Consider the following 14,736-nt stretch of genomic DNA (forward strand, 5'->3'; position numbering starts at 1 on the left):
CCGGTGCTTTCCTTGCCGCCGACACTGATGGTGTAGTCTTCCGTGAGCTCGACTTCTGTGTCGTCCACCGTTGGTACGGTGATGGTGAAATCTTTCACGCCCGCTAGAACCGTGATGGTGCCGTCGTCGTTGAGCGTCACGCCATTGCTCAGCTCGACGTTAGCAAGGTCAACATCGTCTGAAAGTGGCAGTTCAATCGTGTAGGTCGCGTCACTGTTCGGCGCTTGCGACAGGCTGACGTTGAAGTTCAGCGCGTTGCCTTCCACTACTTGATCGTCGTCGCTGCCCGGCTGACCCACCTCGACTTTGTCCACCGTTGGCTGGTCATTAACTGGTGTCACGCCAATATTTACGGTGATCGTGTCCGTACCGCCTTGGCCGTCAGACACCTCAACGGTGAAACTGTCTGAGCCGTTGTAATCGTCGTTCGGGGTGTAGGTCCAGTTACCGTCGGTGTCCACCGTCACTGAACCGTTAGTCGGATCGCTACCTTTGTTGAAGGTCAGCTCGTCGCCATCAACGTCAGTTGCGTTCAGTTTGCCGCTGACTGGCGTATCTTCTGGGGTTTCAACTGAGATGTCGTCACCAAGCGGCGCGCCATTACTGTCAACGATTTCAGGATCGTCGTTCGCTGGTGTCACGCCAATATTTACAGTGATCGTGTCCGTACCACCTTGGCCGTCAGACACCTCAACGGTGAAACTGTCTGAGCCGTTGTAATCGTCGTTCGGGGTGTAGGTCCAGTTACCGTCAGTATCTACCGTCACTGAACCGTTAGTCGGATCGCTACCTTTGTTGAAGGTCAGCTCGTCGCCATCAACGTCAGTTGCGTTCAGTTTGCCGCTGACTGGCGTATCTTCTGGGGTTTCAACTGAGATGTCGTCACCAAGCGGCGCGCCATTACTGTCAACAATTTCAGGATCGTCGTTCGCTGGTGTCACGCCAATATTTACGGTGATCGTGTCCGTACCACCTTGGCCGTCAGACACCTCAACGGTGAAACTGTCTGAGCCGTTGTAATCGTCGTTCGGGGTGTAGGTCCAGTTACCGTCGGTATCTACCGTCACTGAACCGTTAGTCGGATCGCTACCTTTGCTGAAGGTCAGCTTGTCGCCATCAACGTCAGTTGCGTTCAGTTTGCCGCTGACTGGCGTATCTTCTGGGGTTTCAACTGAGATGTCGTCACCAAGCGGCGCGCCATTACTGTCAACAATTTCAGGATCGTCGTTCGCTGGTGTCACGCCAATATTTACGGTGATCGTGTCCGTACCACCTTGGCCGTCAGACACCTCAACGGTGAAACTGTCTGAGCCGTTGTAATCGTCGTTCGGGGTGTAGGTCCAGTTACCGTCGGTATCTACCGTCACTGAACCGTTAGTCGGATCGCTACCTTTGTTGAAGGTCAGCTCGTCGCCATCAACGTCAGTTGCGTTCAGTTTGCCGCTGATTGGTGTATCTTCGTCAGTAGTGACCTCAAGGTCAGCACCAATAGGTTGGTTGTTTAAATCGACAAAGATTGGTTCAAAAATATTGAACTGTTCGAGCAGAGTAAGACTTTGCGTTTCTGATAAACCCAAAGATTGCAAACCACTTGTTTCAAAATTGGTGTCCGCGAGCAACTCTACGCCAGTTCGGTCGATTGTTCCGCTTGCTTGCAGACTAGAGCCATTATTTTGACCTGCGGCTGGTGCAAAGTCTTCATCTAGCAAGGTAGGATCTTGGCCCGCTTCTAATGCCCCGATGATCTGAGCAACATCATCAGAAACATCTCGAATTCCGTCTTCATTTACAACTTGTACCTGAAAACCATCTGACTTTGCCTCATTCTTTGCAATGATAACTTCCCCTATTAAGGGCTGCTGGTTCTCATTAAGGACTTTTAATTGCCCATCCAAACCTATTACAACGAGTTGCTCACCAAGTGATACCAAGGTTGTACGTTCCATCTAAACCCCTAACCGAAAGTTACGCCAATATTTTGACTAATAATAATGATTTGACATATTTTGCCTCATAATATAACGCAATAACAGTAATTTAACACCAATTTATAACGTTCAGGTCACATATTGTGTATGTTACTCACCAAGACAACAATACGAAATCAATTGCATTTATTTAAAGAACGACATTCTCAAAAACGCTTTAAAAGAGTGATTCCCGTTCAGAATAACCAACGCTTGCACTTAATAATTAATAATTTTTTACCGTCACTACGCTATGTGGATGAATTGTAAGGTTGATTATGCACTGCGTTGTGCGTTAAATTATTGACGCCTATGGAGACATCTCATTTATAAGAATTATTTTTGTCTCTGACATTACTTTATTTAGGAGAATCACAGTGAAGTGGACTCATGCCAACGCCTTTTGTTTAGGTGTACTCACCGCTAGCCCTGCTTTAGGGCAAACTTTAGAGCAAGCGGTTGAAAACACGCTTAAAACTAACCCTGACATCAAAAGCGCGTACAATGAATACGTGAGCAAGTTGTATGTGAATAACGCCTCGAGCGGTGCATACCTTCCATCTGTCGATCTCGACGCAGGGATCGGGTATGAGGGTATCGATCCCGCAGAACAAAGAGACTCAACCGATCTAACTCGCAAAGAAGCAACGATTACTTTGTCTCAATTAATTTGGGATGGTTCAGCAACGCTGAATGACATCGAACGCACAGCAGCCGATGCAGAATCTGTTCGCTATCAATTACTTGCTGACGCACAAGATACTGCACTAGAGGTCACGAACGTGTATTTAGATGCGGTAAAAGCATACGAAATTTTAGCGCTTTCAGAAAGCAACTTGAAAGTTCATAAAAAAATCTATCAAAATGTTAAAAAGCGCGTCGACTCCGGTATCGGCTCTACCGTAGACTTAACTCAGGTAGAAGCACGTTTAGCAAAAGCTCACGGTAACCTTGCCGCTGCGCAAAATAACCTGTTTGATAGCCATATAATGTTCACTCGTATTGTTGGTCAATCTCCCCAAGGACTCATTTTTCCAAGAGCAGATCAAAACTTCATCCCATATACGGTTGATGATGCGATCAACTTGGCATTTAATTCCCACCCAGTAATCAAAATATCTATCGCAGACGTCGACTCAGCAAAGTTTCAATACAAGCAATCAAAAGGGACTTACTACCCAACGATTTCGCTTGAAGCGGCTCAGACATGGCGTGATGACGCCGGTGGCTTTGAAGGCCAAAGCGATGAAACCACCGCAATGATTCGAATGCGCTACAATCTGTTTAACGGTGGTAGTGATGTAGCTAATGCTGAGAGTTTTGCATACCAGTTAAATAAAGCAAAAGATTTACGTGAACGCGCCTATCGTAATGTCGAAGAAGGACTACGGTTGTCGTGGAACGCATTGGCTCTGACGCTACAGCAAAAAGAATTCCTCTCTGATCACGTCGACTACACATCAGAAACAGTCATTGCCTATGAAAAACAGTATCGGATTGGCAAACGAACTCTCCTTGACTTGCTCAACACGGAAAATGAATTGTTCCAAGCAAGAAAAGATTACATAGATGCAAAATACGGTGAACAGTATGCGAAGTATCGAGTCATGAACGCGACGGGACAATTATTAAACGCCCTGCGTGTTGACGTACCAACAGAGTGGAATCAGAAGGTGGAGTACTAAGCATGGATGCAATTAAGATTCTATTAGCTTTAGGGGTTATGGCAACGGCATATCCGGCAATAGCGCAGGAGGAATACGACTACCAGCCAGCACCAACTGCGGAGCAAATTGCAGATTTGATGGATGATGATAGTGATGGTGTCATCAATACGCGTGACTTATGTCCAGGCACGCCAATCGGTTCAGAAATCGACAATGATGGTTGTGGTGAATACATTAAGTCTTCAGAAAAAATGCAGGTAAGAGTTCTCTTTGCCAACGATTCCGATCAAATCGAACCTGTATTCCAGCGCCAAATCCGCGAACTTTCCGACTTTCTTAAAGAGTACAAAACCACCACTATCGAACTTCGCGGCTATGCAAGTAAAACTGGGGGAACTGAGCACAACCAAACACTTTCAGAGCGTCGTGCCAAGAATGTTCGCCAAATGCTGTTAAATTATGGTATTGCAGCCGAGCGTGTGCGAATTATCGGTTTTGGAGATACACACCTTGCGACTGCAGGAACCGACGAAGTAAGCCATGCGCTAAATCGCCGTGTCACCGCTTCTGTCATCGGCTACAAAGGTGAGGTCAAGAAAGAGTGGTCAATATTTACCACTCTTCCAAAAAGTTAATGCAAGGAGCTTCGGCTCCTTTTCTTTTTCAAGCTCCGCAAACCGTATTATGCTTTAGGAATCGGCGCTTTAGTGCTAATCTAGCCACGTCATAACAATGAGAGTTTTGAAATGAGCAAACTTACATCAGATATCCAAGCAAACTTAGATCTTTTCGTTACTGAAACTAAACAAAACCAATTGGTTTGGGGTCTGCGTAATGAAGAAGGCTGGCTATCTTGCGATTCAACTGAATTCGAAAACAGCGAAGTCATGCCTTTCTGGTCGACTAAAGAAGATGCAGTAGCACATAATGTTGAAGAATGGGCCGACTTCAAAGTCCTAGAAATTCCACTTGATATCTTTGTAGAAGATTGGCTTCTAACTCTTGCTGAAGATGGTGTTCTTGTTGGTACTAACTGGAATGCGCAGCTAGAGGGTAAAGAAATGGAACCTCAAGATTTAGCTAAGCTTTACATCGACTAAACATCTAGGGCCTTTGCGATCACAGCGAAGGCCTACCTTTTCTTTATTTCGCTTCAAGATCGACAGAGCGGATCGTTTTTGTCAACCCCACCACAATTCCTCTCGACTTTTGTTATCTGGCACAACTTATCATTGGTATATAATACCGAACCAAACGTGATAATAAGAATATAAGGTTACATCACTATGCGTCCCCTACTCTCTTTGCTTGCTTCATTACTTTTATTCAGCCAAGCAAACGCAAGTGACTCACAACGCTTCACCCAATGGCATTCCGTTTACCAATCCACTATTAAAACGAGTAGTGAATCTGCATTGGCCATGCTTCAAGACCGATACCACACTGCTAATACAAATCATGAAAAATTGTATGTGAGTGGGATGATTTATGAGTACATGTCGAACATCAATCAACCATACTACGGTAGCAGTCAAGCGCTTGGTAACCGCTTTGCAAAGCTGGAATCAAAGTACATCCTTGCGATCTCAGAATATAAAAAGGGTAATTACGATACCTCTGTAAATATTTTTACCTCATTACGGGAAAACACTAAACAGTATTCTGACGTTGAAAGTACCGCACTGATGAATTTTCATTTGTGTTACATACTCAATCGACAAGGGCAATATCACAAAGCAAACTTCTATTGCTCCTCACTTGCGAATCACTTAGAGGACAATCATTATGAAGGTTTTCCTGAAGATCTTGCAATGCGTGTCATCGCCAATAACTATGATTTTCGAGGCGAGTATGAGACAGCATTGCAGTTATATCGCCGCTTACTTAAAGAAATGCCATCACAGAGTGACCCAACTGGTGTCTATAATGATGTCGGTGTTTTGCTTATTGAATTAGGCCAGTTTGAACAATCTGAGCAATATCTCATTCAAGCGTTACTTGCTCGTCAACTGGATGGGACGCCAAGAGAGGTGGCGCAAGTTGAGCACAGCCTCGCCACGATGTATAGCAAGCAAAATGAACTAGACAAAGCGATCACCCACTATAAAAACGCAATGACGATCCTTGAAAAGCATAACCACCCATATGGACTTGGCTTAACCTACTTAGGTTTAGGTTCTGAGTATGTAGTATCTGGGGATTTTAAAAGTGGAGTACCTTACATAAAGAAAGCACTTGAGCTTGGAAAGCAGCATAATAACAAACGATTACAAATAGAAAGCCACCTAGCTGCTGGTGAAGCTTACCTGATGCACGGTATGGTGGACCTGGCAATCGAACACGGCAAGGCTGCTTTGACGTTAGCTCGCGAAAACTCAACAAATGCTCTACAAGCGAAAGCGCAACTTCTACTGTCTCATGGCTACCGCCAGACAGAAGATCTTTCATCCGCCCTCTTTCACTTTGAGAATTACGTTACCCTTGAGTTAGCAACCCGAGATAGCAACAACATCAAAGCGATTGAAGCACTAGACCTAACAAAAAAGGAATATGAGTACGAACTTCAGCTCACCAAAATAGCGAATGAACGTAATCTAAAATTACTTGAGTTCAGTGAATTTAACGAACAGAAACGCGCCTATATCTTTGTGATATTTTGTTTGTTGACGCTGCTATTAGCTATCTTCTATGTACAACGAAAAACGCGTAACAAATCGCTCTTGGATAGCCTAACGGGTTCACTCAATCGCAGTGCGATAATCGATAAAATCAAGGCTCAATGCTATCAATGTACTGATGATATGCGCTACGTTTTAGTGTTATTGGATCTAGACAACTTTAAGCTGATCAATGATAACTTCGGTCACCCAACAGGGGATCTTGTATTAAAACAGGTTTGCAAAGCACTTCGATCTAAGCTCAATAAAGGTGAATACTTGGGTCGGTTAGGTGGTGAGGAATTTGTTCTACTATTGAAGAACGTTGACGATATTGATGTGCCATTTCGTGTGCATAGTCTACACAAAACGATTTCAGAGAAGCCGATAAAAACGAAAACAAATCAATTACTCAACGTTACGGCAAGCTTGGCCTATATTTCGACATCTAAAGCTCTAACTAACTTTGATGAGCTTTATGCGATTTTAGACCAAGCTTTATATCAGGCGAAGAAGAATGGCCGTAATACCATTGTTGACGCCTATAACGAACCTATTGATCTGCCAATTACTGCTTTTTAAGCAACGACTGCATGACAACATTTTTATTGTTTAAATAATCATCTAAACCCGCTTTGCGTAAATCGCATGACGGACAGTCGCCACAACCGTCACCAATGATGCCGTTGTAACAAGTAAGCGTATTCTCACGCACCAGTTGCAAGGCATCATACTGATCAGCCAATGCCCAAGTTTCGGCTTTATTTAACCACATTAGTGGCGTTTTGATTTCAAATTGACGATCCATCCCCTTAACTAGCGCGCTGTTCATTGCTTTAACAAATTCATCACGGCAATCTGGGTAGCCACTAAAATCGGTCTCACACACACCTGTAATCACCGTTTCTGCACCAATTTGGTATGCGTAAATACCCGCTAAAGTTAGGAATAATATATTACGGCCAGGTACAAAAGAGTTTGGCAAACCGTTTTCTTGTAACTCATGAGAGACAGGAATATCATCACGCGTCAATGAACTGATTGCCAACTCATTGAGTAACCCAACATCCATCACTTTGTGTGCAGCGACACCCAAATCTTTCGCTAATCTTTCAGCAACTTCAATCTCTAGTTTATGACGTTGACCATAGTCGAATGTAATGGCGTGAACTTCATCAAACTCTTTCAACGCCTGAACTAAACATGTTGTAGAGTCCTGCCCACCACTGAAAACAACAACCGCTTTTTTCATTTTATTCTCCAAGCTTAAGCAATACTTAAGTATTTATGAGTTTGAATCGACAAACGCCAGTTGCGAGCAACACACGTATCGATACACAGTTGTGTTGCGCGAGACTTTTGGCTGATTGGTTGAAGCGCAATGATGGTTTTCATTGATACCTTCGCAGAGGTAAGCAACACATCTAATTGGTCAATGTCTTTTTGAGTGCCAACCGGATGCTTAATTTCATTTGCACGCTCTAACGCACTTTTCAGTACAGGAAGCTTACCCTTCATTGCTACTTTTGGTGACACCGTCACCCATGAGTTTTCAGAAGTCAAAACTTCCGATGTGCCACTTGTTTCAATTTGGCACTGACAACCCATGGCTTCAAACGCCGCCGTGAGTGAACGTAAGTCGTAAATGCACGGCTCACCACCAGTGATGACGATATGCTTCGCGTTAAAACCTTGTATTTTATATTCTTCTACGATGTCATCGGCAGAGGCTAAACACCACGTTGGTGAATCTTCCATTTTCACTAAGATGTCACCTATCTGACGCTGATCTTCCGCTTCCGCATACCAAGTTTGTTTCGTATCACACCAAGAACACCCCACTGGGCACTCTTGCAAGCGCACAAAAACTGCAGGTACACCAGTGAAAACCCCTTCCCCTTGGATGGTTTCAAACATCTCATTTAGCTTATACAACGCAGCACTCACTCCACTCATTATACTTTGAGGCGAAGACATTAATAGAGAGGCGCACTCAGGTCAATTTAAACCAAAAATTAATTGTTAAAATGGGTCTTTTTGTAGTTTCATACGCAGGTTTCCCATTTTTAAAGGTAAGTAATGATGTACAAACTGATCGCCCTCGATATGGATGGCACGTTGCTAAACAGCGATAAAATAATTTCAGAAGAGAACAAACAAGCCATCGCTAAAGCACGCGCAGCGGGTGTTACTGTTGTTCTCGCTTCTGGTCGCCCACTTGAAGGGATGCAAGATAAGCTCGATGAACTGTGCATTGATTCAGATAAAGATTTTGTCTTGTACTACAACGGCTCAATGGTAAAGAACATTGGCACCAATGAAATTATTCATCAACAAATTATCGATGGTAAGGCGGCAAAGAAGATCGCACGCAACGCACAAGAGCTTGGCGCATTCGTGCATGCATTCAGTCAAGAGCATGGATTAATCACCACAGAAAACAACCCTTACACTGATATCGAAGCAAAAATCAATGGATTAGAAATTACTGAGATGAACTTCGAAGCATTGGAAGACGATCACCCAATCATTAAAGCAATGATGGTTGCCGAGCCTAATACGCTGAATGATGTGATTGCTGCGCTGCCTACTGAACTACGTGAAGAGTTTACCGTCGTACAGAGTGCCCCATTTTTCCTTGAGTTCCTTAACCCTTTAAGTAACAAAGGCATTGGGGTTGCTGCTATTGCTGAATACCTTGGTATTAAAGCCGAAGAGGTAATTTGTATGGGTGATGCTGAGAATGATCACCACATGCTGCAATACGCAGGTCTTGGTATAGCGATGGCAAATGCAATGGAAGAAACGAAGCAAATCGCAGATTACATTACTAAAAGTAATGATGATCACGGTGTTGCTAGGTCGATCGAAAAGTTTGTGTTAAATCCATAACGGACAGGGTTTTAAGCTCAATAAAAAGCCTCGCATTGACGAGGCTTTTTGGTTCGTTGATATTACTCAGTTCTATTGTCTCTCGTTAGTTTCTTCGCCAAAGTCATGAACAGTAACATCAGTATTGGGTAGTGTAACGTTTTAAACACGAGTGACCAAAAACCACTAAATGACACCATTGATACTGAATATAAATACAATTGATCAACCAATAACAATACCAATATCACGAACAGCATCTGACGGCGATCAAACCTTGCTGAGGTATTCTTAAAAGCCAAGACCAATGCAGATGTGGTAATAATGATGGCCAACCAACTAACAAACACAGGTAGAGGCCAAAGAATGGAGAGTACCGCTGTAATTATGGTCATGGTGAACCAAACGCCTTTTGAACTCAGCAATTGATCGACATTTATGTCAGGCTTGGCTTCCAATCGCAGCACATGCCAAGCGACTAAAACACCTAACACCGCGCCAATCATCATATCCAGAATAAATGCCGTACCCAAAAAGAACTTACATGCCATCACAAACAAAGTTACAACGCTGACACATAGTGTTTCTCGGTTAATACCAAAACGCTGCGTCTTTTGGAAGATGAAGGTCACCACACAGGACCAGATCGCGATTGGCAGACTTGGGAAACTAAAACCAAAACTGTGAGTAAGTTCTGCAATGGGCGTATAAACATGCGGCCTTGGCAAAGCAAAGCCTTGCTGTGCGACTAACACCATCAAAGAAGTAGCCGTCAGAGCAAAAAACAGGCGATAAACAAAGCCAATACCGAATCGCATCATGACAAAGGGAAATAAAAACAGTAAAAATGTAGGATTAGTTAATCCGGTCACTAACTTCGCTATCTCACATGCGGTAGCGCGACTGTTTTCTGAGAAAGAGCTAGCCCAAGTTTGTAAATCAACCATCCAAGTCAATTCTAACTGCCTAAATGAAGGTGCTGATTCAATCAACTGGTTGACGTACACCACGGATTGGTCCGTCGCATCATTGTAAAAGCGAAGAATGTCATTCCACTGTGATGGATAGCGGTACAGCGAAGCAATTAATTCATTAGGAGGTAATAACATCGCAGACGCAATTTCTACCCCATAATGTGGAGCAAACCACGTTGGGAGCTCATAGGCACCTAACGCATTTTCCATAGAAAACGCGATCACATCCGAATCAGATGCACAATCATAGAAAATTGCCGTCTCTGTTCGCCCAAGTTCTTCACCTACGGTGACAACCAGTCCCGTCTCTTCCCATGTCTCTCTTTGTGCCGCTAGTTGGGGGGATTCACCTTCTATAATGGTTCCGCCAGGTAATGAAATTCTGTCCGTTAATACTTCATGTACGAGTACAATTTTGTCGTCGACACGAACAATACAAAGGGCACCTTTCAAACTATCGGATGAAGGATTTGCTATCGCAAAAGGGGCGACCAGAAATGAAAGAGAATATAGGACAAGAATAAATAGCGGTCTCAGCACAAAAAATACAACCTTAAAAAATGATCGCCAGTATGGTTCTGACAAAAAAAGACACAACCCGAAATACAGTGCGAGATTTTGCCAGTTATATTAATTTGCTGTCAAAAGTAATTACGTCGATCCCTTCCATTCTCATTGTTGATACAACGTTTGCTAAAGGACCTAGGTTTGGGATTGGATAGATAAACATGTTATAAGTAGCACCTATCACGTCACACTTATCACTTGTTGAGTGACTTTCTTAACCAGTGGATATGATGACCAAAACCATGTTTTTGATACAGTGCAATTGCCGTTTGGTTAAAATCCCATACTTCGACAAACATCTGTTTTACACCATAATCAAGAAACGTCGCTTCCATCTTATCTATCAAGGCTTTCGCGGCCCCCTGCTTACGATAATCGGGTAATACGTATAACTCATCAACACTACCCATCAAGACAGGTTTACTTACGGTAGAGATCAATTCACAGAAGTGACCTGAAATAAAGCCGATGATTTCATCTTCATCCTTTGCTACAAAGACCAAGCACTCCGGATTATCAAGATAACGAGCAATGCTTTTTTCTTGCTCAATCTCTTCTGCCGTTTTGAACAGCTCTGGAGATTGCAGGTGGTGTTCATCATGCAGTTCAAACATAAGGTCATTGAGAGACTCTAGATCGTTGAAACAGGCGGGTTTGATAACAAGTGTCGACATAGAAAGAATTCCTGAACAAGAACCCGCATAGTGTGTTATCAAATATGATTTATGGCAAGCAAGATTAAGAGAAAAGCCCCGAATACCAATACGATGCGGGGCGCGAACAAATATAATATTAACGACCTAACTAACGCTTGAGTACCCTTTCGATTTCACTCAAACTACTTGGGTCATCAATCGTAGAAGGAATTGCGTACTTCTCACCATCAGCAATTTGACGAATGGTACGACGTAAAATCTTACCCGAGCGGGTTTTTGGCAATCGATCCACAACCAATGCATGTTTGAAGCAAGCCACCGCACCAATCTGACTACGAACCTTACCGACCAACTCTCCTTCCAGAGCTAACTCATCCACTTTAATGCCGTCTTTTAACACCACAAAACCAAGCGGCAATTGGCCTTTCAGCTCGTCATGGATACCGACAACCGCACACTCGGCAATCGCAGGGTGCCCACCGACAATTTCTTCCATTTCGCCCGTTGATAAGCGGTGCCCAGCTACGTTAATGACATCATCGATACGCCCCATAATAAATAGGTAACCATCTTCATCAAGGTAACCACCATCTCCGGAAACGTAGTAACCGGGAAACTGGCTTAAATATCCTGTTTCAAATCGGTCATGATTACGCCATATCGTCGGTAAACAGCTGGGTGGTAACGGCCGTTTCAAAGCGACGAAGCCTTGTTGATTTGCTGCAACAGGAAGCCCAAGTTCGTTAAGGATCTCTACCTGATACCCAGGGATAGGCTTAGTTGCCGAACCGGCTTTTACTGGCATCATCTCAATACCTGTCGGGTTACCTGCGATAGCCCAGCCCGTTTCGGTTTGCCACCAATGATCGATGACAGGTTTATTTGTTTTGGACTCCACCCACTCCAATGTTGGAGGGTCTAAGCGCTCCCCAGCCATAAAGATGGTTTTCAGCTTTGATAAATCATACTGCTTGATGAACTCGCCATCTGGGTCCTCTTTCTTTATTGCTCGAAACGCCGTTGGCGCAGAGAACAACACATCAACGTTGTATTCATCGCATACTCGCCAGAAAGCACCTGGATCTGGCGTACGAACAGGTTTACCCTCAAATAGGACGGTTGTACAACCATGAATCAATGGTGCGTACACAATATACGAGTGTCCTACAACCCAACCAACGTCCGAAGCAGCCCAAAAAACACCATCCTGATGCACATCATAAATAGAGGTCATTGAGTACTTCATCGCAACCGCATGACCACCGTTATCACGTACAACTCCTTTCGGCTTACCTGTTGTTCCCGATGTATATAGGATGTACAGCGGATCGGTCGACAATACAGGTACGCAAGCGTGCGGCAATGCACTGTTGTATTCTTGCTGCCAATCTAAATCGCGTTCTAAATTCAGCTCTGCCTCACATTGAGGACGCTGCAACACAAACACTTTTTCGGGCTTCCATCGGCTATCCATAATGGCTTGATCAACGAGCGGCTTGTACGGAATGACTTTGTTAACTTCAACCCCACAAGAGGCCGTAAGAATGACTTTTGGCTCTGCATCTTCGATCCGAACCGCAAGTTCATTGGGCGCAAACCCGCCAAATACAACAGAGTGAATCGCGCCTAAACGTGCGCACGCCAACATTGCCATTGCTGCCTCTGGGATCATTGGCATATAAATGACCACTCGATCGCCTTTCCTCACTCCTTGGCTAGATAGCATCCCTGCCACTTTCGCAACTTGGTCACGCAACGCTTTGTAACTATAGCTTTGCTTATTGCCTGTCACTGGTGAGTCATAAATCAGCGCGGTTTTGTCCCCTCTGCCTTGCTCGCAATGGTAATCCAGTGCGAGCCAAGAGGTATTAAGCACACCATCAGGAAACCAACGTTCAATTCCATGTTCATCAGCATTTAAGATGGTATTGGGCGCATCAAACCAGTCGATATTCTCTGCCTGGGATCGCCAAAAGGCTTCTGGCTCCGTCTGTGCCCAAAGGTATTCTTTCTGATATGCAGACATATTGCATCCTCCAGTATGTCCTGAGGTTGAATTTCAGCTATAAATTATCCAAAGACAGTGGAGGGTACACGTACAAAGCCCTCCATAAGTATTCTCGCACTGCGACTCATGGTGGCTTTCTCTACCACCCAGCCTTGATCGGTTTCTTTCGCTTTCGCACCGACTTTCAGTGTGCCCGATGGGTGGCCAAAGGTGACTGACTCTTTATCACCACCACCTGCTGCTAAGTTTACCAAGGTTCCCGGAACACAAGCTGCTGATGCAATGGCCACTGCCGCCGTCCCCATCATTGCGTGGTGTAATTTGCCCATAGAGAGCGCACGCACCAGGACATCCACTTCTCCAGCAGCTACCGGCTTGCCACTCGAAGATAAATAATCTTTAGGTTTCGATACAAACGCGATTTTAGGCGTATGCTGGCGAGTTTGCGCTTCTTCTAATGACGTAATCAGCCCCATTTTGAGTGCCCCGTGAGCTCGGATTGACTCGAACATCGCCAATGCGACTTCATCGTTGTTGATGTCATCTTGCAATTCTGCACCCTGATAGCCTATCGAATCAGCATCAACAAATATCGTTGGTATACCCGCATTGATAAAGGTGGCATTGAAAGTACCGACATTCGGTACCATCAAATCGTCGACTAAATTCCCGGTTGGGAACATGCTGCCTTCACCATCCGCAGGGTCGACGAAATCCACTTGAATTTCTGCCGCAGGGAAAGTCACCCCATCTAGCTCGAATTCCCCAGTTTCTTGTACAAAACCGTTCACTACTGGCACATGAACCAAAATGGTTTTACTGATATTCGCTTGCCATACTTTCACTGTTACGATGCCATTTTCTGGTATGCGGTCTTGAGGGATAAGTCCCGAGTGAATCGCAAACGGCCCCACTGCTGCTGATAAATTTCCACAGTTGCCACTCCAGTCAACGAATGGCTTATCGATGGATACTTGGCCAAACAAGTAGTCGATATCGTGGTCCTTCTGAGTGCTGCGGGAAACAATCACAGCTTTACTCGTACTTGACGTAGCGCCGCCCATTCCATCGATTTGCTTTGCATAAGGATCAGGGCTGCCAATCACGCGCAGCAATAGATTGTCTCGCTCTTTGCCTGCGACTTGTGCCTCCGATGGCAAATCCTCTAAGTAAAAAAATACGCCCTTGCTCGTCCCACCGCGCATATACGTTGCTGGCACTTTTATTTGGCTTTGTACTGCTTTTTCCATTTTGTTTATTCTCCTTATTGCGCCAAAAAGTCTTGTGCAAAGCGCTGTAGTACCCCGCCCGCTTGGTAGACATGCACTTCATCGGCCGTGTCTAAGCGGCAGGTGACCGGCACATCGAG

Annotated in this window: 12 protein-coding genes and 1 pseudogene; 5 read left to right on the forward strand and 8 right to left on the reverse strand. The window is 44.6% G+C overall.

Annotated elements, in window-relative coordinates; all coding sequences use genetic code 11:
* Positions 1-1,946 (reverse strand): Ig-like domain-containing protein (locus AK966_RS19560; protein WP_119464763.1); only part of this gene is annotated, 1,946 nt, incomplete at its 3' end.
* A 398-nt stretch (positions 1,947-2,344) separates the two neighbouring features.
* On the opposite strand from AK966_RS19560, the gene AK966_RS19565 reads away from it, so the two are divergent.
* From AK966_RS19565 to AK966_RS19580, 4 genes are all read left to right on the forward strand, one after another.
* Entirely contained in the window at positions 2,345-3,652 is a 1,308-nt protein-coding gene (locus tag AK966_RS19565) for a TolC family outer membrane protein (RefSeq protein WP_099081197.1), read from the forward strand.
* Positions 3,653-3,654: 2 nt separating this feature from the next.
* Positions 3,655-4,269 (forward strand): OmpA family protein, encoded by a 615-nt coding sequence (locus tag AK966_RS19570; protein ID WP_099081198.1) that lies wholly within the window; start codon positions 3,655-3,657, stop codon positions 4,267-4,269.
* Positions 4,270-4,380: 111 nt separating this feature from the next.
* Entirely contained in the window at positions 4,381-4,734 is a 354-nt protein-coding gene (locus tag AK966_RS19575) for a DUF2750 domain-containing protein (RefSeq protein ID WP_099081199.1), read from the forward strand.
* Positions 4,735-4,920: 186 nt separating this feature from the next.
* Positions 4,921-6,873: a GGDEF domain-containing protein gene (locus AK966_RS19580; protein WP_119464764.1), complete on the forward strand. Its 1,953-nt coding sequence runs from the start codon at positions 4,921-4,923 to the stop codon at positions 6,871-6,873.
* Here AK966_RS19580 and queC read toward each other — a convergent pair.
* Both queC and queE read right to left on the reverse strand, forming a co-directional pair.
* Positions 6,860-7,543, reverse strand: a complete 684-nt coding sequence (gene queC, locus AK966_RS19585; RefSeq protein WP_099081201.1) for a 7-cyano-7-deazaguanine synthase QueC — start codon at positions 7,541-7,543, stop codon at positions 6,860-6,862. The genes AK966_RS19580 and queC overlap by 14 nt on opposite strands.
* Before the next feature lie 14 nt (positions 7,544-7,557).
* On the reverse strand, positions 7,558-8,208 hold the full coding sequence (queE, locus tag AK966_RS19590) for a 7-carboxy-7-deazaguanine synthase QueE (RefSeq protein WP_182852772.1): 651 nt from the start codon (positions 8,206-8,208) through the stop codon (positions 7,558-7,560).
* Positions 8,209-8,373: 165 nt separating this feature from the next.
* Here queE and AK966_RS19595 point away from each other — a divergent pair, with 165 nt between their 5' ends.
* The gene (locus tag AK966_RS19595; protein ID WP_099081202.1) at positions 8,374-9,183 is read left to right on the forward strand and encodes a Cof-type HAD-IIB family hydrolase; all 810 of its coding nucleotides are present in this window, start codon (positions 8,374-8,376) and stop codon (positions 9,181-9,183) included.
* A 62-nt stretch (positions 9,184-9,245) separates the two neighbouring features.
* Here the strand turns inward: AK966_RS19595 and AK966_RS19600 are convergent, their stop codons facing one another.
* From AK966_RS19600 to AK966_RS20490, 5 genes and pseudogenes are all read right to left on the reverse strand, one after another.
* Positions 9,246-10,676: a bifunctional NUDIX hydrolase/phosphatase PAP2 family protein gene (locus tag AK966_RS19600; RefSeq protein ID WP_119464765.1), complete on the reverse strand. Its 1,431-nt coding sequence runs from the start codon at positions 10,674-10,676 to the stop codon at positions 9,246-9,248.
* A gap of 221 nt (positions 10,677-10,897) precedes the next feature.
* Positions 10,898-11,377, reverse strand: coding sequence for a GNAT family N-acetyltransferase (locus AK966_RS19605; protein ID WP_099081204.1), 480 nt, complete (start codon positions 11,375-11,377; stop codon positions 10,898-10,900).
* 130 nt (positions 11,378-11,507) lie between these two features.
* The gene (locus tag AK966_RS19610) at positions 11,508-13,385 is read right to left on the reverse strand and encodes a propionyl-CoA synthetase (RefSeq protein WP_119464766.1); all 1,878 of its coding nucleotides are present in this window, start codon (positions 13,383-13,385) and stop codon (positions 11,508-11,510) included.
* A 44-nt stretch (positions 13,386-13,429) separates the two neighbouring features.
* Positions 13,430-14,617 carry a 2-methylaconitate cis-trans isomerase PrpF gene (gene prpF, locus AK966_RS19615; RefSeq protein ID WP_119464767.1) on the reverse strand — a complete coding sequence of 396 codons (1,188 nt, stop codon included), beginning with the start codon at positions 14,615-14,617 and terminating at the stop codon, positions 13,430-13,432.
* A gap of 14 nt (positions 14,618-14,631) precedes the next feature.
* Positions 14,632-14,736 (reverse strand): annotated as a pseudogene (locus tag AK966_RS20490) (aconitate hydratase); the annotation flags it as partial.

The sequence above is a fragment of the Vibrio sp. PID23_8 genome, assembly GCF_003584965.1.
Lineage (GTDB): Bacteria > Pseudomonadota > Gammaproteobacteria > Enterobacterales > Vibrionaceae > Vibrio.